Here is a 20,940-nt window from a genome sequence, read left to right as displayed (position 1 = left end):
TTCGACCATTTCGACCCCAGAATCGAGAGACTGATCCCATGGCAGTGCCCACCTTCGTCGACCGCGTGCGGTTGCACGTCCGCGCGGGGCGCGGCGGGAACGGTGTGGCGTCGGTGCACCGGGAGAAGTTCAAGCCCCTCGGTGGCCCCGACGGCGGCAACGGCGGACCCGGTGGTTCGGTGATCCTCCGCGTCGACCCCGACGTCACCACGCTCATCGACTACCACCACAGCCCGAAGCGGGCCGCCCCCAACGGTGGCCAGGGCGCGGGCGGGCACCGCAACGGCGGCCACGGCGCCGACCTGGTGCTGCCGGTGCCGGACGGCACGGTGGTCACCGACGCGCAGGGCAACGTGCTTGCCGACATGGTCGGCGCGGGCACCGAGCTCGTCATCGCGCAGGGCGGCCGCGGCGGCCTCGGCAACGCCGCGCTGGCCAGCTCCAAGCGCAAGGCGCCGGGCTTCGCGCTGCTGGGCGAGCCTGGCGAGGAGCTGGAGATCGGCCTGGAGCTCAAGGTCGTGGCCGACATCGGCCTGGTGGGCTTCCCCAGCGCCGGCAAGTCGAGCTTGATCGCCGCCATCTCGCGGGCCCGGCCCAAGATCGCCGACTACCCGTTCACGACGCTCGTGCCGAACCTCGGCGTGGTCCGGGCGGGCGACACCACCTTCACCGTCGCCGACGTGCCCGGCCTGATCGAGGGCGCCAGTGACGGTCGCGGACTCGGCCACGAGTTCCTGCGCCACATCGAGCGCTGTGCCGCGCTGGTGCACGTGCTCGACACCGCCACCATCGAGCCCGGCCGCAACCCGCTCGACGACCTCGACGTCATCGAGAACGAGCTGGCGCGCTACGGCGGCCTGGAGGACCGGCCCCGCCTCGTCGCGCTCAACAAGATCGACGTGCCCGACGGCCGCGACATCGCCGACATGACGGTGGAGGACCTGCGGGCCCGCGGCCTGCGGGTCTTCCCGGTCTCGGCGGCCTCGGGGGAGGGCATCAAGGAGCTGATCTTCGCGATGGCCGGGATCGTGCAGGCCGCCCGCAGCGAGCGCCCGGCGGTCGAGGCCAAGCGGATCGTGCTGCGCCCCGGGGGTGTCGACGGTGGCGACGACTTCACGATCACCGAGACCAAGGACGCCTCGACCGGCTCCGGGGAGCGGGCGTTCGTCGTCCGCGGCGCCAAGCCCGAGCGCTGGGTGCGGCAGACCGACTTCGGCAACGAGGAGGCCGTCGGCTTCCTGGCCGACCGGCTCAACCGGCTCGGCGTCGAGGACCGGCTCGTGCAGCTGGGGGCAGAGGAGGGCGACACCGTCGTCATCGGCGCCCCTGAGAACGCCGTCGTCTTCGACTTCCGGCCCTCCATCGAGGCGGGCGCGGAGATGCTCGGCCGCCGCGGTGAGGACCAGCGCCTGCGCGAGGACCGACCCGCGGCGCAGCGCCGTCGTGACATCCAGGAGGCGATGGAGGACCGGGCCGAGACCGAGACCCGCGCCGACGTGGCGCGACGGCTCGACACCGGGGCGAGCGGCCCGACGTCGTACGAGATCGGGACCGCCGAGGACCCCGACTGGCTCGAGGACGACCCGGGCCAATGACGGCGGCACAGCAGCGGCGCCCGGCGGTGACCGGCGCGCGCCGCATCGTGGTCAAGGTCGGCTCCTCCTCGCTCACCACGGCAGCCGGCGGGATCGACCCTGCCCGCGTGAGTGGCCTGGTGGACGTGCTGGCGGCCGTCCGCGCGCGCGGCAGCGAGGTCGTGCTGGTCTCCTCCGGCGCGATCGCGGCGGGCCTGGCACCGCTCGGCCTGTCGCGGCGACCCAAGTCGCTGGCAGCGCAGCAGGCGGCGGCCTCGGTCGGCCAGGGGCTGCTCGTGCACCGCTACACCGAGGAGCTGGCCCGGCACGGCCTGATCGCCGGCCAGGTGCTGCTCACCGTCGACGACGTGACCCGACGCAGCCACTACCGCAACGCCTTCCAGACCTTCGCCAAGCTGCTCGAGCTGGGCGTGCTGCCGATCGTCAACGAGAACGACACGGTCGCCACCTCCGAGATCCGCTTCGGGGACAACGACCGGCTCGCCGCGCTGGTCGCTCACCTCGTGCACGCCGACCTGCTGGTCCTGCTCAGTGACGTCGACGGCCTCTACGACGCGCCGCCGGACCAGCCGGGCAGCCGCCGCATCGACGAGGTGCGGGCCGTCTCGGAGCTCAGCGGGGTGCGGATTGGCACGGCCGGAGCGGCCGGCGTGGGCACCGGCGGCATGGTCACCAAGCTGGAGGCCGCCCGGATCGCCACCGAGGCTGGAATCCCGGTGGTGCTGACCTCGGCCGACCAGGCACCCGTTGCCTTGGCCGGGGAGACCAGCGGCACGCTCTTCCACGCCAACGGGCACCGCAAGCCGACCCGGCTGCTGTGGCTGGCCCACGCCACCGAGCCGCTCGGCTCCATCGCGCTGGACGCCGGTGCCGTGCGTGCGGTCGTCGAGCGGGGGGCCTCGCTGCTCGCCGCCGGCGTCACGGGGGCGACCGGGCGCTTCCACGCCGGTGACCCCGTCGATCTGGTCGACCCTGACGGCAACGCCGTCGCCCGCGGCCTGGTCGCGTACGACGCCGACGAGCTGCCGCGGCTGCTCGGCCGCTCCTCGCACGAGCTGGAGGCCGACCTGGGCCCCGGCTATGCACGCGAGCTGGTGCACCGCGACGACCTCGTCCTGCTCTAGTCGACCCGCCGCCGTACCCTGGGGGTGACATGTCTGACCGCACCGTCTATCTGGACCACGCCGCGACCACGCCGATGGTCCCCGCGGCGATCCGGGCGATGACGGCGCACCTGCAGGAGGTCGGGAACGCCTCCTCGCTGCACGCCTCGGGGCGCCGGGCGCGCCGCGTCGTGGAGGAGTCCCGCGAGACGATCGCGCACGCGCTGGACTGCCGGCCGGGCGAGGTGGTCTTCACCTCCGGCGGCACGGAGGCCGACAACCTGGCGCTCAAGGGCGTCTTCTGGGCGCGCCGCGCCGCTGACCCCCGCCGGACCCGGATCCTGACCACGGCGGTCGAGCACCACGCCGTCCTCGACCCGGTGCACTGGCTCGCCGAGCGGGAGGGCGCCGAGGTGGAGCTGCTGCCGGTCGACCGGCGCGGCCGGCTCGACCCCGATGCCCTGCGCGCCGCCGTCGAGCGCGACCCCGACACGGTCGCGCTGGTCTCGGTGATGTGGGCCAACAACGAGGTCGGCACGCTGCAGCCGATCGCCGAGGTCGTGGGCCTCGCCGCCGAGCACGGCATCCCCGTCCACACCGACGCGGTGCAGGCCGTCGGCGCCGTGCCGGTGGGATTCGCCGCCAGCGGGGTCGACGCGCTGACCCTGACCGGCCACAAGGTCGGTGGGCCGTACGGCGTCGGAGCGCTCGTGGCCCGCCGTGAGCTGCGCGTCGAGGCGCTGTTGCACGGGGGAGGCCAGGAGCGCGACATCCGCTCCGGCACCATCGACCCGCCCGCGATCGCCGGGTTCGCCGCCGCCGTCGAGCGGGCGGTCGCGCAGCAGGGCGCGTACGCCGCCCGGGTCGCCGCGCTCCGCGACCGGCTGGTCCGTGGCGTGCTGGCGGTCGTGCCGGACGCCGTGCTCAACGGCGCCGAGCTCGACCCGGTCGGCGTGCACCGGCTGCCCGGCAACGCCCACTTCGGCTTCCCCGGCTGCGAGGGCGACTCGCTGCTGATGCTGCTGGACGCGCGCGGCATCGAGTGCTCCACCGGATCGGCCTGCTCGGCCGGCGTACCGCAGCCGTCGCACGTGCTGCTGGCGATGGGGCAGTCCGACCAGGCGGCGCGCAGCTCGCTGCGCTTCTCCCTGGGCCACACCACCAGCGAGGCCGACGTGGATGCGCTCGTCGAGGCGATCGGACCCTGCGTCGAGCGGGCCAGGATGGCCGGGGCCGGGGCCCGATGAAGGTCCTCGCTGCGATGTCCGGCGGCGTCGACTCCGCCGTCGCCGCGGCTCGTGCCGTCGAGGCGGGGTACGACGTCACCGGCATCCACCTCGCGCTGTCGCGCAACCCCGCCTCCTACCGCTCCGGCGCGCGGGGGTGCTGCACCATCGAGGACGCCAACGACGCCCGCCGTGCCGCGGACGTGATCGGCATCCCGTTCTACGTGTGGGACATGTCCGACCGGTTCCACGAGGACGTGGTCGAGGACTTCATGGCCGAGTACGCCGCCGGCCGCACCCCGAACCCGTGCCTGCGGTGCAACGAGAAGATCAAGTTCGCCGCCGTGCTCGACCGGGCGCTGGCGCTCGGCTTCGACGCCGTCGCCACCGGCCACTACGCGCAGCTGCGGACCGGTGCGGACGGGCTGGTCGAGCTGCACCGGGCCAGCGACGGCGCCAAGGACCAGTCCTACGTGCTGGGCGTGCTCGACCAGGAGCAGCTGCGGCACTCGCTCTTCCCGCTCGGCGACACCCCCAAGCCACGGGTGCGCGAGGAGGCCGCCCGGCGTGGGCTGCTGGTCGCCGACAAGCCCGACAGCCACGACATCTGCTTCGTCGCCGACGGCGACAACGCCGGCTGGCTCCGCGAGAAGCTCGGCGAGCGCCTGCCCAACACCGGCGGCGCGATCGTCGACGAGTCCGGTGCGGAGCTGGGCCGCCACGAGGGGACGGTCGCCTTCACCATCGGCCAGCGCAAGGGACTGCGGCTGGGCCGCCCGGCCCCGGACGGCAAGCCGCGGTTCGTGCTCGACATCGAGCCGGTCTCCGGAACCGTGACCGTGGGGCCGCGCGAGCAGCTGGCGGTCGACCGGCTCGAGGGCATCCGGCCCCGCTGGTGCGGCACCGTGCCCTCCCGCCTCGACGGGCCCGGTGTCACGGTGCAGCTGCGCGCCCACGGCGGGGAGCACCGCTGCGTCCTCACGGTGAGTGGTGAGGCGGTCGAGATCGAGCTCCTCGACCCGGCGTACGGCATCGCGCCCGGCCAGGCGGCCGGCGTGTACGACGGCAGCCGGGTGGTCGGCTCGGCCACGATCTCGGCGACCCGACGGCTGGCGTCATGAGGGCCTCGTGAGGGCGACGGGGATCGGGTCGCTGCCCGGCGAGGACTACGCCGAGGCCACCCGGACGGTGCTGGGCGAGCTCACGGGTGACCACGGCCTCCCGCACGTCCCCGAGCTGCCGGCCCGTGGCGCGTCGGCCGCCATGGTCGGCCGTGCCCTCGGGGTGCTCGGGGAGCTGGATGCCGACCTGCAGCCGGCCGGCTGGCGGCTCACCGGCACCTCCGGTGCGCCGGGCGTCGACCAGCGCCGCGCCCGCTCGCTGCTGGCCCAGGACCTCGACACCCTCGAGGAGCTCGCCGAGGGGTACGCCGGCGGGTTCAAGGTGCAGGTCACCGGTCCCTGGACGCTCGCGGCCACCGTGGAGCGGCCCCGTGGCGACAAGCTGGTCGCCGACCACGGCGCGCGCCGCGACCTCGCCCAGGCGCTGGCCGAGGGAGTGCGCGGCCACCTCCGTGACGTACGCCGGCGGCTGCCCGGGGCGACCCGGCTCGTGGTCCAGGTCGACGAGCCGGCGCTGGCCGCGGTGCTGGGCGGCCGGGTGCCGACCGCGTCCGGGTTCGGACGGCACCGTGCGGTGGACCGGCCCGAGCTCTCCGACACCCTCGGCTGGGTCCTGGCGGGCATCGCCGAGGAGGGCGGTGAGCCGTGGGTGCACTCGTGTGCCCCCGGTACGCCGCTGGACCTGGTCCGCTCCACGGGGGCGGCCGGGATCGCGGTCGACCTCGCGACGCTGTCCGCCGCCGACCACGACCAGCTCGCCGAGATGCTCGAGGCCGGTGGGACCGTCGCGCTGGGCGCCGTCCCCTCCCTGGAGCCGCAGCAGCCGCCCACCGACCAGCAGGTGACGGAGCGCGTGTTGCGGTGGCTCGACATGCTCGGACTCGACCCGGACGACGTGGCCGACCGGATGCTGCTCACGCCGGCCTGTGGTCTCGCCGGTGCCGGTTCCGACTGGGCGCGACGCTCGATCGAGCTCGTCAGGAGTGCCGCCGCGTCGCTGAGCTGAGGCGGGTGCGGACCGCCAGGTCGGATACCGGGGGAGCGACATCCACGACGACCGAAGGGAGCAGGCCGTGTCCCACCTGACCGGCAAGCGGATCGCGATCATCGCCGACGACTACGTCGAGGAGCCCGAGCTCCTCATGCCGCGGGACCAGCTGCGCGAGCACGGGGCCGAGGTGAAGGTCTACAGCCCGAGCGGCGAGGCGATCCAGGCCGTGCGGAGCGACGTCAACCCCACCCAGAAGGTCGAGGTGGACGGCAGCCTCGGCGACCTCGACGTCGACGCGATCGACGCCCTGGTCGTTCCCGGCGGCTCCGTGAACGCCGACCACCTCCGGATGGACGAGCATGCCCAGCGGATCCTCGCCGAGGTGGACGACGCCGGCAAGCCGCTCGCGATTGTCTGCCACGGCCCGTGGCTGCTGATCTCGGCCGGTCGGGCGCAGGGCCGCCGGGTCACCAGCTGGCCCAGCCTGGCCGACGACCTGCGCAACGCCGGTGCGGAGTGGACCGACGAGGAGGTCGTCGTCGACGGCCACCTCATCACCAGCCGGAAGCCGGACGACCTGCCGGCGTTCGTCGACGCGATCTCGACGGCGCTCCAGGGCGCTGCCGTCTGAGTCGCCGGCCGCCGTACGCGACGGGCGCCCACCGGGGAGGGTGGGCGCCCGTCGCGCTGGCGGAGCAGCGTCAGCCGACGTGCACGGCCTCGGGGCCGTCGGTCGCGAGCTCGGTGTGCTTGACGTTGACGAAGATCCAGATGATCGCCGAGGCGGCCAGCATCATCAGCGAGCCGATCTGGAACGCGTGGGTCGCGCCCTCCGTGAAGCTGGCGTAGAACGACGAGCCGTCCAGGTAGCTCTGGCCGACACCCGGGATCGGTGCGCTGGGGTCGATCCCCGCCTGCTGGAGGCCCTGGGTGAGCGGCCCGGCGACCTGGTCCTCGCGGTTCTGCATGAAGTGGAGCGCCACGGTGCTCAACGTGGCCAGGCCGAGCGCGCCACCGACCTGCTGCATGGTGTTGAGCACCCCGGAGCCGATGCCGGAGTCGGCCGCCTGCACATGGTGGACCGCGGTGAGCGTCAGCGTCACGAACGTGAGCCCCATGCCGAAGGCCATGGTGACGACCCAGGGGAAGATTTCGGTCCAGTAGTTCAGTCCGGCGCCGGGCGTCGAGCCGTCGGCCAGCGACTGCAGCACGTGGCCGGGGGAGTCGTCGATCGAGAGCCGGGAGAACATGTAGAGCGCGAACGCCGCCAGCAGCGTGCCGGTGCCCGCGATGTAGCGGACGTCGATCTTGCTGACGAGCTTGGAGGACAGCGTCGCTCCCGCGACCACGCCGAACGAGAACGGCAGGAACGCGAAGCCGGCCCGCAGTGGCGAGTAGCCGACGATCTGCTGGATGAACAGGCTCAGGAAGTAGAACATCGCGAACATCGCGGCCGGCGCGATCATGAAGGCCACGAAGCTGGCCGCGCGGGTGCGGTTGGCGAAGATCCGCATCGGCAGCAGCGGGTGCTCCACACGGGACTCGATCACGGCGAAGACCGCGAGCAGGACGACGCCGACCGTCAGCGAGACGATGGTCTGGGCGTGGGTCCAGCCGTAGGCCTCCTCGCCGGCCCGGGTCAGGCCGAAGACGATGCCGAGCAGGCCGAGCGTGCCGGTGACCGCGCCCGGGATGTCGAGCCAGCCGGTGTGCTTCTCCGACTCCGCCAGCGCGCGCGGGGCGAACAGCGCGGCGACGATGCCGATCGGCACGTTGATGAGGAAGGTCAGCCGCCAGCCGTCGACGTCGAGGCCCAGGAAGGAGTCCAGCCCGGTCAGCCAGCCGCCGAGGATGAGGCCGACGGCAGCGCCGGCGCCCGACATCATGGCGTACACGGCGAACGCGCGGTTGCGCTGCGGTCCGGCCGGGAAGGTGGTGGTGATCAGCGCGAGTGCGGCCGGCGAGGCGAGCGCGGCGCCCAGGCCCTGCAGGCCACGGGCGGCGAGCAACAGCGGCTCGTTCGTGGCGAGCCCGCCGAGCAGTGAGGCGACCGCGAAGACGACCAGGCCGGCCATGAAGACGCGGCGCCGGCCGTACAGGTCGCCCAGGCGTCCACCGAGCAGCAGCAGGCCGCCGAAGGCGAGGGCGTAGCCGGTGACGATCCAGGTCAGGTTGGCCTCGGAGATGTGGAGGTCCGTGCCGATGTAGGGCAGCGCGATGTTGGCGATGGTGGCGTCGAGCACCACCATCAGCTGCGCGACCGAGATGAGGACCAGGGCCCAGCCCAGGTGCCTGTGCGCGGAGGCCGCGGGCGGGTCGCTTTGTTCGAGACTGGTCATGACGGTTCCTTGTGGGGGGAGGAGGGTCGGCCGCCGGACGGTACGGCGGCGGCCGCGGGCAGGATGATCTGGTCGATGACGCGGGCGACCAGGTCGGGCGTCGGCGGTTCGCCGAGCAGGAAGAGGCGGTGCAGGACGATCCCGGGCAGCGCCGGGACCAGGACGTCGAGGTCGACGTCGTCGCGGACCTCGCCGCGCGCCCGGGCGCGCTGGAAGATCCGCTCGGCGATGGCCGCCTTCGGGGCGACGAAGTCGCGCTGGAACGCGAGTGCGAACTCGCGGTCGCGGCCCAGGGCGGTGATGACGCTGCCGAGGACGGCGAGCTGCTCGGTGTCGGTCAGGCCACCGGCCCCACAGAACGTGGCGAGCAGGTCGCCGCGCAACGAGCCGGTGTCGTGGTCGACGATCGGGGCCTTCTCGCACAGCAGCGCATCGATCACCAGGTTGGCCTTGCCGTTCCACCGGCGGTAGAGCGTCGCCTTGGACGCCTTCGCCCGCGAGGCGACGGCGTCCATGGTCAACCGGTCGTAGCCGACCTCGGCCAGGGTCTCGAGCGTCGCGCCGAGGATCTCCCGCTCACGGTCGCCCTCCACGCGCGGCCGCAGTCCGGGCAGGTGGGAGGGACGGATCATGACGGGGCTCCAGACGCGCGAGAGATGGAACGAAACGGTTTCGTTCCATCGACAACAGGATAGGCACGCCCGGCATTCCGGGTCACCGGGTTTTCCCCAGAACGGTCTAGACCGCCGACCTGCCGATCACTCTTCGCGACGGGCGTCGTCGAGCTCGGCGCGCAGCGAGGCGTTCTCGGCCTCGAGCGCCAGGACCATCTCGATGCCGCTGAGGTTGAGCCCGGCTGCGAGCAGGTCGGTGATCCGGCGCAGCCGGGTGATGTCGGCCTCGCTGTAGCGTCGGGTGCCGCCGGTCGAGCGCTGCGGCTCGACCAGGCCGCGCCGTTCGTAGGCGCGGAGGTTCTGCACGCCGGTCCCGACGAGGTCCGCGGCCACCGAGATGGCGAAGACGGGATGGTGCGGTCCGGGCAGCTCGGTCATCGGCTCCTACTTGAAGGTCGGTGTCATGAGTGCTAGAAGAAATCTATAGCGGACAGCATAGATCCGCGGACCTATCGACCATTGGAGGTGAATCCCATGCTCATGCGGACCGACCCGTTCCGTGACTTCGACCGGCTCGCCCAGCAGCTCCTGGGTGCGGGCACCACCTCGCGTCCGGCGATCATGCCGATGGACGCCTGGCGTGAGGGCGATCACTTCGTCGTCGAGTTCGACCTGCCGGGCGTCGCGCCCGAGACGCTCGATCTCGACGTCGAGCGCAACGTCCTGACCGTGAGGGCCGAGCGGCCGCCGCGCAACGGCGACTGGGAGATGCTGGCGTCGGAGCGGCCGACGGGTCTGTTCAGCCGCCAGCTGGTGCTGGGCGACAACCTCGATCTCGACCATGTCGAGGCCCACTACGACGCCGGCGTGCTCCGGCTGAGGATCCCGGTGGCCGAGCGGGCGCGGCCGCGCAAGATCGAGGTGCGCTCCGGCTCGGGCGAGCTCACGGCGAAGGAGTCGCACGGAGCGATCTCGTCCTGAGGATCGGCTCGTCGTCCCCCGGCGCGGCCGGGGGACGACGCCTGAGCGTCGGCGGTGCGCGGCAAGATGTCCCCATGAGCGACCAGAGCCCCGAGAGCCCAGCGAACCCCGGGAGCGCGGATGACCCCGCACGGCTCCACGCCGAGCTGGCCGCCCGCATCGAGGCCGCCTCCGACGCCTACTACCGCGACGGCTCCTCACCGCTCAGCGACGCCGACTACGACGCGCTGCTGCGCCGGCTCGCCGAGCTGGAGGGCCAGTTCCCTGCCCTGGTCACGCCCGACAGCCCCACCCAGCGGGTCATGGGCAAGGCGACGTACGAAGGCACCGACTTCGCGTCCTACCAGCACCTGCGCAGGATGGAGAGCCTCGACAACGCCTTCTCGCTGGAGGAGGTCGAGGCCTGGCACGCCCGGGTCGTGCGCGACGTGGGCGCGGTCGACACGGGGCCCGAGCTGCTGTGCGAGGTGAAGTTCGACGGTCTCGCGATCAACCTGCTCTACGAGGACGGCCGGCTCACCCGGGCGCTGACGCGCGGGGACGGCACCACCGGGGAGGACGTCACGCCCAACGTGCGCACGATCGCCTCCGTCCCCGCCCGGCTCCGGGGGACGCGCGAGTTCCCGGTCCCCGAGCGGGTCGAGGTCCGTGGCGAGGTCTACCTGCCCACCGCGCGGTTCGAGGAGATCAACCTGGAACAAGCCCGTGCAGGCCGCCCTCTGTACGCCAACGCCCGCAACACCGCCGCCGGGTCCCTGCGGCAGAAGGACCCCGCCGTCACCGCCGCTCGGCGCCTGGAGATGACCTGCCACGGCATCGGCGACCGGGTCGGCTTCGAGCCGCGGTCCCAGTCCTCGGCGTACGCCGCGCTCGCCGCGTGGGGGCTGCCGGTCTCCTCGCTGGTCAAGGTGCTGCCCGACATGGCGGCGGTCGAGGACTACATCGCCTACTTCGCGGAGCACCGTCACGACCCCGAGGTGCTCTCGCACGAGATCGACGGCGTCGTGATCAAGGTCGACGACGTGGCGCTGCAGCGCCGGCTCGGCTCCACCTCCCGGGCGCCGCGCTGGGCCATCGCGTACAAGTATCCGCCCGAGGAGGTCCACACCGTGCTCAAGGCCGTCGAGGTCAACACCGGTCGTACTGGCCGGGTGACACCGTTCGGCGTGATGGAGCCGGTCAAGGTCGCCGGGTCGACCGTCGAGATGGCGACGCTCCACAACTTCTACGAAGTGGCGCGCAAGGACGTCCGCCCCGGTGACACCGTCATCCTGCGCAAGGCCGGCGACGTCATCCCGGAGATCCTCGGCCCCGTCTTGGCGCTGCGTCCCGAGGGGCTGCCCGCCTGGGTGCCGCCGACGGCCTGTCCCGCGTGCGGCACCGAGCTGGTCGAGCAGAAGGCCGGCGACAAGGATCGGCGCTGCCCCAACCACCAGTACTGCCGCGCCCAGGTGGTCGAGCGGGTCAACCACGTCGCCGGGCGAGGCGCCTTCGACATCGAGGGCATGGGCTACGAGGCCTGCGTCGCCCTTCTGGACGCCGGTGTGCTGCGCAACGAGGGCGACATCTTCGACCTCGACGCCGAGCAGCTGCTGCGCACACCGCTGTTCACGCGCGCGCCGAAGAAGGGCGAGGAGGGGCCGCAGCTGTCGGCCAACGGCGAGAAGCTGCTGGCCAACCTGCGCGAGCGGCTGGCGGTGCCGCTCTGGCGGGTGCTGGTCGCGCTCTCGATCCGCCACGTCGGCCCCACGGCGGCGCGCGCCATCGCCGGCGAGTTCGGCTCGATGCAGGCGCTGCGTGAGGTGGTCCGCGCCGCCGACGAGGCGGTGTCGGACGCCGTCGACCCCGACGCGGACGAGGCAACCGCGGGGGAGGGCGACGCCGTCGCCAGTGCCTCGGCCGCCGCGCTCGACGCCCGCGCGAGGCTCGCGGAGATCGACGGGGTCGGCGGCGTCATCGCCGACTCGCTCATCGCCTGGTTCCGCGAGCCGTGGCACGCCGAGATCGTGGACAAGTGGGCCGCCGCGGGCGTGGTGATGGCCGACGAGCGCGACGAGTCGGTCGAGCGCACGCTGGAGGGGCTCACCGTCGTGGTCACCGGGTCGTTGACGGGGTTCTCGCGCGACTCGGCGAAGGAGGCGATCCTCACCCGCGGTGGCAAGGCGGCCGGCTCGGTGTCGAAGAAGACCGACTACGTCGTCGTCGGCGAGAGCGCCGGGTCCAAGGCCGACAAGGCCGAGCAGCTCGGCGTCCCCATCCTCGACGAGGCCGGCTTCGTGACGCTGCTGGAGGGCGGGCCGGCGGCGCTGGGCTGATCCTCCGCACCCTGGTCTCCTCGGCACGAATCGCTGCCTGCCGGGCGGTTACCGGAACGGCTGTGAGGCCGGTGCCGGAGCCGGCCGGGAGAGGAGTTGCCATGACCACCGCACGCGAGATCATGACCGGCGGCGCGGAGTGCACCCGCACCACCGACACCCTGGCCGACGCCGCGAGGAAGATGCGCGACCTCGACGTGGGCGCGCTGCCCATCTGCGGCGAGGACGACCGTCTGCACGGCATCCTCACCGACCGCGACATCGTCGTGAAGTGCATCGCCGAGGGTCGGGACCCCAACACCGTCACCGCCGGCGAGCTCGGCGAGGGCAAGCCGGTCACGATCGGCGCCGACGACAGCGTCGAGGAGGCGCTGCACACGATGACCCGGCACCACGTCCGGCGGCTGCCCGTCATCGACGGTCACCGGCTCATCGGCATGGTGAGCCAGGCCGACATCGCGAAGAACCTGCCGGAGGACAAGGTGGGCGAGCTGGTCGAGGCGATCTCGGCGGCACGCCCCAACAACTGAGGCCGAACGGCTGATCTGGTCCACCGCGGGCACCTGACGTCACCAACGCCGTACCGGCGTGTCGCTGTGAGGAACGTCAGGTGCCCGCGGCCTTGGGGCGGGCCGCACCACCCGCGGGCGACCACGCCGCGCCGCCTAGACTGTCGGCCATGCCTGAAATCACCCGTGACGAGGTCGCGCATCTGGCCGACCTCGCCCGGATCGACCTCGACGACGCCGAGCTCGACCACCTGGCTCCGCAGCTCAATGTCATCCTCGAGGCGGTCGCGTCCATCCAGGGTGTCGCCGGCGACGATGTCGCCGCGACCTCGCACCCGATCCCGATGACGAACGTCTTCCGTGAGGACGTCGTGGAGCCCGGCCTGACCCCGGCCGAGGCGCTGTCCGGCGCCCCCGAGGTCGAGGACCAGCGGTTCTCCGTGCCGCGCATCCTGGGGGAGGAGCAGTGAGCGGCGTGATCCGCAAGACCGCGGCCGAGCTGGCCGACGCCCTCGCGACGGGCGAGGTCACCAGCGTCGAGCTGACCCAGGCCCACCTCGACCGCATCGCCGCGGTCGACGGCAGCGCCGACGCCGGGGTCCACGCCTTCCTGCACGTCGACGCCGAGGGTGCCCTCGAGCAGGCCGCCGCCTCCGACGCGCGCCGCGCCGCCGGCCAGCCGCTCCACGCCCTCGACGGCGTGCCGATCGCGGTCAAGGACGTGCTGGCGACCAAGGGCATGCCCACCACCTGCGGCTCCAAGATCCTCGAGGGCTGGCTGCCGCCGTACGACGCCACCGTGGTCGCGAAGCTGAGGGCGGCCGGTCTGCCGATCCTGGGCAAGACCAACATGGACGAGTTCGCGATGGGGTCCTCCACCGAGCACTCCGCCTATGGCCCGACCCGCAACCCATGGGACCTGGACCGCATCCCCGGCGGCTCGGGCGGTGGGTCGGCCGCTGCCGTCGCCGCCTTCGAGGCGCCGCTGGCGATCGGCACCGACACCGGTGGCTCGATCCGTCAGCCGGGCGCCGTCACCGGCACCGTCGGCGTGAAGCCGACCTACGGCTCGATCTCCCGCTACGGCTTGGTCGCCCTGGCCAACAGCCTGGACCAGGCCGGCCCGGTCACCCGGACCGTGCTCGACAGCGCCCTGCTGCACGAGCTCATCGGCGGCCACGACCCCAAGGACTCCACCTCGGTCCGGACCCCGGTCACCGGCCTGGTCGACGCGGCCCGGGAGGGCGCGGCGGGCGACCTGTCCGGGCTCAAGGTCGGTGTCATCACCGAGCTGTCCGGCGAGGGGTGGCAGCCCGGCGTGATGTCGCGGTTCCAGGAGTCGGTCGACCTGCTCGCCAAGCTGGGCGCCGAGGTCGTCGAGGTCTCCTGCCCGAGCTTCGTGCACGCGATGGCGGCCTACTACCTCATCCTGCCGGCGGAGTGCTCCTCCAACCTCGCGAAGTTCGACGCGATGCGCTACGGCCTGCGGGTCACGCCGCCGGGGAGCCCGAGCGCCGAGGACGTCATGAAGGCGACCCGTGACGCCGGCTTCGGCGACGAGGTCAAGCGCCGCATCATCCTGGGCACCTACGCCCTGTCGAGCGGCTACTACGACGCCTACTACGGGCAGGCGCAGAAGATCCGGACGCTGATCATCGACGACTTCAAGGCGGCCTACGACAAGGTCGACGTGCTCGTCAGCCCCACCGCGCCGACCACGGCGTTCAAGCTGGGGGAGAAGCTCGACGACCCGTTGGCGATGTACCTCAACGACCTCGCCACCATCCCCGCCAACCTGGCCGGCGTCCCCGGCATCTCGATCCCCGCGGGCCTGGCACCGGAGGACGGCCTGCCGGTCGGCTTCCAGGTGCTCGCGCCCGTCCTCGAGGACGCCCGGCTCTACCGGGTCGGCGCGGCTCTGGAGTCCGCGCTCACCCAGCAGTGGGGCGGCCCGCTCGTTGCCCCGGAGGTGGCCCGATGACCGAGACGCTCGTTCCGTTCGACGAGGTGCTGGAGTCCTACGACCCCGCCCTCGGCCTCGAGGTGCACGTCGAGCTCAACACCGCGACGAAGATGTTCTGCGGCTGCCCGACGGAGTTCGGCGCCGAGCCCAACAGCCAGGTGTGCCCGACCTGCCTCGGCCTGCCCGGCGCGATGCCCGTGGTCAACGGCAAGGCGGTGGAGTCCGCGATCCGGATCGGTCTCGCGCTGAACTGCGAGATCGCGGAGTGGTGCCGGTTCGCCCGGAAGAACTACTTCTACCCGGACATGCCGAAGAACTTCCAGACCTCGCAGTACGACGAGCCGATCGCCTTCGACGGCTATCTCGACGTCGAGGTCGACGGCGAGACCTACCGGGTCGAGATCGAGCGCGCCCACATGGAGGAGGACACCGGCAAGTCGCTGCACGTGGGCGGCGCCACCGGCCGCATCCACGGCGCCGACTACTCGCTGGTCGACTACAACCGCGCCGGCATCCCGCTCATCGAGATCGTCACCAAGCCGATCCTCGGCACCGGCGCGAAGGCGCCGCTCGTGGCCAAGGCGTACGTCGCCGCGCTGCGCGAGATCCTCAAGGGGCTCGGCGTCTCGGACGTGAAGATGGAGCAGGGCTCGATGCGCTGCGACGTCAACCTCTCGCTCGCCCCGCGCGGCACGGAGGTGCTCGGCACCCGCACCGAGACGAAGAACGTCAACTCGCTGCGGTCCGTGGAGCGCGCCGTGCGGTTCGAGATGTCGCGCCACGCCGGCGTACTGAACGCCGGCGGGAAGATCCTGCAGGAGACCCGCCACTTCCACGAGGACACCGGCACCACCTCGCCGGGCCGCGAGAAGTCCGACGCGGAGGACTACCGGTACTTCCCGGAGCCCGACCTGGTGCCGATCGCGCCGTCGCGCGAGTGGGTCGAGGAGCTGCGGGCCACGCTGCCCGAGCCGCCCGCCGTACGCCGCGCCCGGCTGCAGGCCGAGTGGGGCTTCTCCGACCTGGAGATGCGCGACACCGTCGGTGCCGGCGCGCTCACGCTGGTCGAGGAGACGGTCGCCGCCGGCGCCGCACCGCAGGCCGCGCGCAAGTGGTGGCTCTCCGAGCTGGCCCGTCGCGCCAACGACACCGGCGTCTCGATCGACGAGCTCGGGGTCACGCCGCAGCAGGTCGCCGAGGTCCAGAAGCTGGTCGACGCCGGCACCATCAACGACAAGCTCGCGCGGCAGGTCTTCGAGGGCCTGTACGCCGGCGAGGGCTCGCCCGCGGAGATCGTCGAGAAGCGCGGGCTCGCCGTCGTGTCCGATGAGGGTGCCCTGTCGGCGGCGGTCGACAGCGCCATCGCCGCCAACCCCGACGTCGCGGACAAGATCCGCGACGGCAAGGTGGCCGCGGCCGGGGCCCTGATCGGTGCGGTCATGAAGGAGATGCGCGGCCAGGCCGACGCGGGCCGGGTGCGCGAGCTGATCCTCGAGAAGCTGGCCTGACGTGGCGGCGGGCGCGCGGATCGCGTTGCTGATCGACGCGGACAACGCGCCCGCGGCCAAGATCGGGGCCGTGCTCAACGACCTGGCGACGTACGGCGAGTGCAACATCCGCCGCGCCTACGGGAACTGGACGAAGCCGGGTCTCAAGGGCTGGATCGAGGAGCTGCACCCGGCCGCCATCCGGCCGATGCAGCAGTTCGACCTGACCACGCAGAAGAACGCCTCCGACATGGCGCTGGCCATCGACGCGGTCGAGCTGCTCTACGCCGCGCGGCCCGAGGCGTTCGCCATCGTGTCCAGCGACTCCGACTTCACGCCGCTGGTGCACTACCTGCGTGAGAAGGGCGCCGCCGTCTACGGCTACGGCCGTGCCATGACGCCGGAGCCGTTCCAGAGTGCGTGCACGAAGTTCACCGTCCTCGAGCAGCTCGACGAGGACGACGACGAGGACGACGGCGTCGACCAGCCCGACGCGCCGTCGCGCCGGCGCGGACCGGTCCCGACCGCCGAGCTCAAGGGCAACTCGGGCCTGGTCCGGCTGCTGCGCAGCGCGATCAAGGCGGCGGCGGGTGAGGACGGCTGGGCGACGGTGCAGCAGGTCGGCCACCAGATCCGCAACCAGTCCTCGCTCGACTGGCGCAACTACGGTTACGGCACGCTCACCAAGCTGCTGACCGCCACCGAGCTGTTCGAGCTCAAGGACGAGGGCACGCCGCAGGTCGCGGTCCGCGATCCGCGCGAGGGGCGGCACTGAGATCTGGGCACCGAAATGCCAGACGCTCTGGCGTCTGCAGCCCTTCGACTGCTGACACCAGAGCGTCTGCCCACCGGATCCCCTGGGCCACTGATACCCGGGAACGCCGGATGTTATGCACGGGTGCGAGGCCAACTCTCTCGGGACGCCTGCGGCCCTCCCGGACGATGAGTGTCGGTGGCTCCGCGTAGCGTGCGAAGCACTGGATCAGCTCTCCTCTCGGGACCGCCCATGACCGTCGCGTTCGCGCCCCGCACGCCACCGCTGCTGGCGTGCGCCGAGACGTTCGAGGAGGCGCTCGACGAGGTCACCGACGCGGAGCCGGTGTTCCTCCGCACGGGTGAGAAGGCAGAGCTGCTGCGCCGACTCACCGCCATCGAGGCGCGGGTGGCCGAGTTGCGGCTGCGGGTCATGGCGAGCGCAGGTGACGTCGCCGACGCGACCGGTGCGCGCGACATCGGGGCCTGGCTCGCAGCCGAGACCCGGCAGACGCATGAGACGCCCCGCGCGGACCACCGGCTCGCCACGGCGCTGGATCGTCGCTACGAGCACCTCCGTCACGCCCTGCGCGCCGGTGCGGTCAACGTGGAGCAGGCCCGCGTGATCGCCGCCGCCCTCGACGGGCTTCCCGACGACCTCGACCCGAGCGTCCTGCGCCGTGCGGAGGAGGCGCTCGTCGGGTACGCCGCCGACCACACCCCGCGAGAGCTCACGATCCTGGGACGGCGGATTCTCGAGGTCGTCGCGCCCGAGATCGCAGAGGCCGAGGAAGCCCGGAGGTTGCAGGCCGAGGAGACTCAGGCTCGCGGCCGCTCCAAGCTGACCCTCAAGCCGTTGGGGGACGGCACCACGCGACTGTCGGGCGTCATCCCCAACGCGTCCGCGGACCGGCTCGCGACCTACCTCCACGCCTTCACCAGCCCGCGCAAGCCCGACGGCACCAGTGCCGAGGCCTTCACCGGGTCCTACCCGCGCCGACTGGGGCAGGCGTTCTGCCAGCTCCTCGAGTCCATCGATCCCGGCCGCCTTCCGCGGCACGGCGGGGACGCCACCACGGTCATGGTGACGATCCCGCTCGCGCAGCTGCGGGCCGAGCTTGGCGTCGGGGAGCTGATCGGTGGCGACCGGCTCTCCGCCAGCGAGATCCGCCGCTTGGCCTGCACCGCCCACCTCATCCCGACGGTGCTGGGTGGCCGGGGCGAGGTGCTCGACCTCGGCCGGACCCGTCGCCTGTTCAGTGCGGCGCAGCGTAAGGCGCTGCGGCTGCGGGACAAGCGGTGCCGTGCCGAGGGTTGCACCATCCCGGGCACCTGGTGCGAGGCCCACCACTGGCGCTCCTGGGCCGACGGCGGTCCCACCGACCTGGCCGACGGCGGGCTGCTGTGCGGGCACCACCATCACCGGGCCCATGACCCGGCGTACACCACCGAACGGCTGCCCAACGGCGACGTCCGGTTCCACCGCCGCAGATAGCCGCGGACATCTGCGGTGCGGGGGCTGAGACGGAGTTGCAGGCTCGCGCTGGCGGCGGGTTAGGCTGCGCCCGCTACATCTTCATACTCATTACGCCCGCGCGCGGGGGAAGCCGGTGAGAGTCCGGCGCTGACCCGCAACCGTGAGCCGACCACCCGAGAGGGCCGGCGAGCCGGAGCACCTGCCACGGAGCGTCCTGACAACCACGCTGTCGAGGTATGCGGCGGGTGTCCCTCCAGAGGGCTTCCCGCCGTTGTGCAGCGGGAAGGAAATCATGCGTACCACTCGTGTCGGCGCTCTCGTCGCCGGCTCAGCCCTCACCCTCGGTCTGCTTGCGCCCAGTTCTGCGGCGACTGCTGCCGACGCGGAGCCCAAGCCGCTCACGGATTCCGTCGCCTGGCTCCAGAGCCAGCTCGGGAACAACGGGCTGGTGCCCGGGTTCTCGGGTGCGGGTGACTACAGCCTGACGGCCGACTACGCGCTCGGCCTGGAGGAGGTCGGTCGCGACAGCGAGTTGCAGACGGTCGCCGGGTCGCTCGTCGACCAGGCCGCGCAGGCCGGTGACGGCACTACCAGCTTCAAGACGGCCCGCGCTGCGGCCGCGATCTGGGCCCACGAGCTCGTCGGCGAGGACGCCTCCGAGCTGCTCGCGCTGCTCGAGGCGAGCATCGCTGACGGCGGCGAGCAGGTCGACGACGACAAGGACCCCGAGACCCCCGACAAGACGGTCGCTGACGCGGCGGCGGGCCGTGCGCTCGACAAGCCCTTCGACTCGTGGACCGGGACGATCGGCGAAGCCTGGGCCTACACGGTCCTGCGCGACGCTGCCAGCGCGAAGGTGGGCGCCGTCCGCGACTTCCTGCTCGCCCAGCAGTGCCCGGCGGGCTGGTTCCGCTACTCGTGGTCGGCCGTCGACGCCCCGGACCAGAGCTGCGAGGGCGACCCGTTCTCGTTCGCCGACCCCGACACGACCGCCTACGTCGCCATCCTGCTGAGCGACGACACGGACGCGGGCGTCCAGGCCGCGGTGGCCGAGGCCATCGACTGGCTCCTCGACCAGCAGAGCTCCGACGGCAGCCTCGCGGCGGGCTACGACCCGACCGCGTACAACGCCAACACCACCGGTCTGGCCGCGCGGGCCTTCGCGCTCAACGGGGAGCCCGGCGCTGCGTCGAAGGCGGCCGCCTGGGTGCGTCGGCACCAGTTGACCGCGATCCCGGGTTGTGCCGCGGCGACCGACACCGACAGTGGCGCGATCGCCGGGACCGACGGGGACCTGGCCGATGCCGCGAACGGCATCGTTCCCGAGGCGCGCGGCAGCTGGCAGTTCGCCGCCGGCCAGGCCTTCGCCGCTCTCGCTCACCTTCCTGCCACCAACCCGGTGCCGGCCGTGTCCGTGCCCGCCGGCTACCAGCAGGGCGGCACCGCGGTCGCGGTGAACGTCTCCGGGGCGCTCGCGTACGACGAGGTCTGCCTGACCGCCGGCTCGGCGCGCTTCCGCATCCCGGCCGGTGGGGCTGCCACCAGGTCCATCACGCTGCCTGCGGCGACCGGGTCCGTGGCTGTCACCGCCACCACGGCCAGCGGCGCTGTCGGCACGACCACCGTCAAGGTCCTCGGCGCGAAGACGATCCCCGTCCGGGTCGCGAAGAAGGTCAAGCGCAAGAAGAAGCTCAACGTCCTCGTGTCGGGTCTCGCCGTCGGGGAGAAGGTGAGCGTCCGCTTCCGCAAGCAGACGGTCCGTGGCGCGGCCAGCCCCGCGGGAACCTTCATCGCCCGGCTCAAGGTCGGCAAGAAGCTCGGCAAGACCAAGGTCATCGTCACCGGCGAGTTCGCGAACCGGAAGAACACGAAGATCGTGCGGGTCGTGCGATGACCCCCGGCCGCGGTGCCGTCGCGCGGTTCTTGGTCGCGGTGCTCGCCACGCTGACAGGGCTGGTGGGGCTGGTCGGGCTCACCGTCGCGCTCCCGGCGGCGCCTGCCGCGGCGGCGTACTGCGCGAGCGCCGGGGGAGTGAACCTCCTGATCGACTTCGGCGCGCTCGGTGGTAGCGACGACACCAGATGCGGGACGAGCGGCACAGCGCACCAGGCGTTCGACTCAGCACACGTCCCGCTCGCGTACGACCCGGACACGGACATGCTGTGCCGAGTGGCCGAGAAGCCCGCTGCAGGGGAGCCGTGCACCGACGTCAACGCCTACTGGGCGCTCTTCGTCTCAAACGAGGGCGGTCCGTGGGCCTACGCGTCCAAGGGCGTCAAGAGCCAGCTCGTCGACGCCGGCGACTCGGTGGCCCTCGTGTGGCAGTCGACCAACTCCACGCGCAAGCCCTCCGCAGCGCCCGGCCAGCCGGTCGCCGAGGCCAAGCCGACGGCCGCTCCCGCGCCGGCGAAGCCGTCGCCGACGGCGCCCCGGAAGCCGAGCGCGAAGGCGTCGGCGCGCACCACC

General features: G+C 72.5%; 18 protein-coding genes, 1 pseudogene and 1 riboswitch. Of the genes and pseudogenes, 16 read left to right on the top strand and 3 right to left on the bottom strand.

Features of this window, described 5'->3' with window-relative positions; translation table 11 throughout:
- Positions 1 to 38: 38 nt before the first annotated feature.
- From obgE to VGE38_RS04590, 6 genes are all read left to right on the top strand, one after another.
- Positions 39 to 1,595, top strand: coding sequence for a GTPase ObgE (obgE, locus tag VGE38_RS04615; RefSeq protein ID WP_331141359.1), 1,557 nt, complete (start codon positions 39 to 41; stop codon positions 1,593 to 1,595).
- Entirely contained in the window at positions 1,592 to 2,719 is a 1,128-nt protein-coding gene (gene proB / locus VGE38_RS04610; RefSeq protein ID WP_331141358.1) for a glutamate 5-kinase, read from the top strand. The genes obgE and proB overlap by 4 nt, the downstream gene beginning before the upstream one ends.
- Positions 2,720 to 2,748: 29 nt before the next feature.
- Positions 2,749 to 3,945, top strand: a complete 1,197-nt coding sequence (locus VGE38_RS04605) for a cysteine desulfurase family protein (protein WP_331141357.1) — start codon at positions 2,749 to 2,751, stop codon at positions 3,943 to 3,945.
- Positions 3,942 to 5,045, top strand: coding sequence for a tRNA 2-thiouridine(34) synthase MnmA (gene mnmA / locus VGE38_RS04600; RefSeq protein ID WP_331141356.1), 1,104 nt, complete (start codon positions 3,942 to 3,944; stop codon positions 5,043 to 5,045). Before VGE38_RS04605 ends, mnmA begins: the two co-directional genes overlap by 4 nt.
- Before the next feature lie 7 nt (positions 5,046 to 5,052).
- Positions 5,053 to 6,051, top strand: a complete 999-nt coding sequence (locus VGE38_RS04595) for a uroporphyrinogen decarboxylase/cobalamine-independent methonine synthase family protein (protein WP_331141355.1) — start codon at positions 5,053 to 5,055, stop codon at positions 6,049 to 6,051.
- A 67-nt stretch (positions 6,052 to 6,118) separates the two neighbouring features.
- Positions 6,119 to 6,667 carry a type 1 glutamine amidotransferase domain-containing protein gene (locus VGE38_RS04590; RefSeq protein ID WP_331141354.1) on the top strand — a complete coding sequence of 183 codons (549 nt, stop codon included), beginning with the start codon at positions 6,119 to 6,121 and terminating at the stop codon, positions 6,665 to 6,667.
- Positions 6,668 to 6,737: 70 nt separating this feature from the next.
- On the opposite strand, the gene VGE38_RS04585 is transcribed toward VGE38_RS04590, so the two are convergent.
- From VGE38_RS04585 to VGE38_RS04575, 3 genes are all read right to left on the bottom strand, one after another.
- On the bottom strand, positions 6,738 to 8,375 hold the full coding sequence (locus tag VGE38_RS04585) for an MFS transporter (protein ID WP_331141353.1): 1,638 nt from the start codon (positions 8,373 to 8,375) through the stop codon (positions 6,738 to 6,740).
- Positions 8,372 to 9,007, bottom strand: coding sequence for a TetR/AcrR family transcriptional regulator (locus VGE38_RS04580; RefSeq protein ID WP_331141352.1), 636 nt, complete (start codon positions 9,005 to 9,007; stop codon positions 8,372 to 8,374). The genes VGE38_RS04585 and VGE38_RS04580 overlap by 4 nt, the downstream gene beginning before the upstream one ends.
- A 126-nt stretch (positions 9,008 to 9,133) precedes the next feature.
- On the bottom strand, positions 9,134 to 9,427 hold the full coding sequence (locus VGE38_RS04575; protein ID WP_331141351.1) for a MerR family transcriptional regulator: 294 nt from the start codon (positions 9,425 to 9,427) through the stop codon (positions 9,134 to 9,136).
- Positions 9,428 to 9,523: 96 nt separating this feature from the next.
- Here VGE38_RS04575 and VGE38_RS04570 point away from each other — a divergent pair, with 96 nt between their 5' ends.
- From VGE38_RS04570 to VGE38_RS04525, 10 genes and pseudogenes are all read left to right on the top strand, one after another.
- Positions 9,524 to 9,970, top strand: coding sequence for an Hsp20/alpha crystallin family protein (locus VGE38_RS04570; RefSeq protein ID WP_331141350.1), 447 nt, complete (start codon positions 9,524 to 9,526; stop codon positions 9,968 to 9,970).
- 74 nt (positions 9,971 to 10,044) lie between these two features.
- Positions 10,045 to 12,285 carry an NAD-dependent DNA ligase LigA gene (gene ligA / locus VGE38_RS04565; protein WP_331141349.1) on the top strand — a complete coding sequence of 747 codons (2,241 nt, stop codon included), beginning with the start codon at positions 10,045 to 10,047 and terminating at the stop codon, positions 12,283 to 12,285.
- A gap of 101 nt (positions 12,286 to 12,386) precedes the next feature.
- The gene (locus VGE38_RS04560) at positions 12,387 to 12,815 is read left to right on the top strand and encodes a CBS domain-containing protein (protein ID WP_331141348.1); all 429 of its coding nucleotides are present in this window, start codon (positions 12,387 to 12,389) and stop codon (positions 12,813 to 12,815) included.
- A gap of 149 nt (positions 12,816 to 12,964) precedes the next feature.
- Positions 12,965 to 13,264: an Asp-tRNA(Asn)/Glu-tRNA(Gln) amidotransferase subunit GatC gene (gene gatC, locus VGE38_RS04555; RefSeq protein ID WP_331141347.1), complete on the top strand. Its 300-nt coding sequence runs from the start codon at positions 12,965 to 12,967 to the stop codon at positions 13,262 to 13,264.
- Positions 13,261 to 14,775: an Asp-tRNA(Asn)/Glu-tRNA(Gln) amidotransferase subunit GatA gene (gene gatA, locus VGE38_RS04550; RefSeq protein WP_331141346.1), complete on the top strand. Its 1,515-nt coding sequence runs from the start codon at positions 13,261 to 13,263 to the stop codon at positions 14,773 to 14,775. The genes gatC and gatA overlap by 4 nt, the downstream gene beginning before the upstream one ends.
- On the top strand, positions 14,772 to 16,265 hold the full coding sequence (gatB, locus tag VGE38_RS04545; protein WP_331141345.1) for an Asp-tRNA(Asn)/Glu-tRNA(Gln) amidotransferase subunit GatB: 1,494 nt from the start codon (positions 14,772 to 14,774) through the stop codon (positions 16,263 to 16,265). Before gatA ends, gatB begins: the two co-directional genes overlap by 4 nt.
- 1 nt (position 16,266) lies before the next feature.
- On the top strand, positions 16,267 to 17,019 hold the full coding sequence (locus VGE38_RS04540; protein ID WP_331141344.1) for an NYN domain-containing protein: 753 nt from the start codon (positions 16,267 to 16,269) through the stop codon (positions 17,017 to 17,019).
- A gap of 231 nt (positions 17,020 to 17,250) precedes the next feature.
- A complete protein-coding gene (locus VGE38_RS04535; RefSeq protein WP_331141343.1) occupies positions 17,251 to 18,492 on the top strand; it encodes an HNH endonuclease signature motif containing protein in 1,242 nt (413 codons plus the stop codon).
- A gap of 49 nt (positions 18,493 to 18,541) precedes the next feature.
- Positions 18,542 to 18,679, top strand: a riboswitch (cobalamin riboswitch).
- A gap of 87 nt (positions 18,680 to 18,766) precedes the next feature.
- Entirely contained in the window at positions 18,767 to 20,368 is a 1,602-nt protein-coding gene (locus VGE38_RS04530) for a prenyltransferase/squalene oxidase repeat-containing protein (protein ID WP_331141342.1), read from the top strand.
- A pseudogene (locus VGE38_RS04525) lies at positions 20,365 to 20,940 on the top strand (hypothetical protein); the annotation flags it as partial. The gene VGE38_RS04530 and the pseudogene VGE38_RS04525, both read left to right, overlap by 4 nt.

Origin of the sequence: Nocardioides sp. (assembly GCF_036405735.1) — a bacterium.
In the GTDB taxonomy this organism is placed as follows: domain Bacteria; phylum Actinomycetota; class Actinomycetes; order Propionibacteriales; family Nocardioidaceae; genus Nocardioides.
This window is presented reverse-complemented; position numbering and strand designations above follow the sequence as displayed.

Excerpts from the sequence above, each read along its gene's own strand:
- obgE (WP_331141359.1), top strand. The coding sequence starts at position 39 with ATGGCAGTGCCCACCTTCGTCGACCGCGTGCGGTTGCACGTCCGCGCG.
- proB (WP_331141358.1), top strand. The coding sequence starts at position 1,592 with ATGACGGCGGCACAGCAGCGGCGCCCGGCGGTGACCGGCGCGCGCCGC.
- VGE38_RS04605 (WP_331141357.1), top strand. The coding sequence starts at position 2,749 with ATGTCTGACCGCACCGTCTATCTGGACCACGCCGCGACCACGCCGATG.
- mnmA (WP_331141356.1), top strand. The coding sequence starts at position 3,942 with ATGAAGGTCCTCGCTGCGATGTCCGGCGGCGTCGACTCCGCCGTCGCC.
- VGE38_RS04585 (WP_331141353.1), bottom strand. The coding sequence starts at position 8,375 with ATGACCAGTCTCGAACAAAGCGACCCGCCCGCGGCCTCCGCGCACAGG.
- VGE38_RS04580 (WP_331141352.1), bottom strand. The coding sequence starts at position 9,007 with ATGATCCGTCCCTCCCACCTGCCCGGACTGCGGCCGCGCGTGGAGGGC.
- VGE38_RS04575 (WP_331141351.1), bottom strand. The coding sequence starts at position 9,427 with ATGACCGAGCTGCCCGGACCGCACCATCCCGTCTTCGCCATCTCGGTG.
- VGE38_RS04570 (WP_331141350.1), top strand. The coding sequence starts at position 9,524 with ATGCTCATGCGGACCGACCCGTTCCGTGACTTCGACCGGCTCGCCCAG.
- ligA (WP_331141349.1), top strand. The coding sequence starts at position 10,045 with ATGAGCGACCAGAGCCCCGAGAGCCCAGCGAACCCCGGGAGCGCGGAT.
- VGE38_RS04560 (WP_331141348.1), top strand. The coding sequence starts at position 12,387 with ATGACCACCGCACGCGAGATCATGACCGGCGGCGCGGAGTGCACCCGC.
- gatC (WP_331141347.1), top strand. The coding sequence starts at position 12,965 with ATGCCTGAAATCACCCGTGACGAGGTCGCGCATCTGGCCGACCTCGCC.
- gatB (WP_331141345.1), top strand. The coding sequence starts at position 14,772 with ATGACCGAGACGCTCGTTCCGTTCGACGAGGTGCTGGAGTCCTACGAC.
- VGE38_RS04535 (WP_331141343.1), top strand. The coding sequence starts at position 17,251 with ATGACCGTCGCGTTCGCGCCCCGCACGCCACCGCTGCTGGCGTGCGCC.
- VGE38_RS04530 (WP_331141342.1), top strand. The coding sequence starts at position 18,767 with ATGCGTACCACTCGTGTCGGCGCTCTCGTCGCCGGCTCAGCCCTCACC.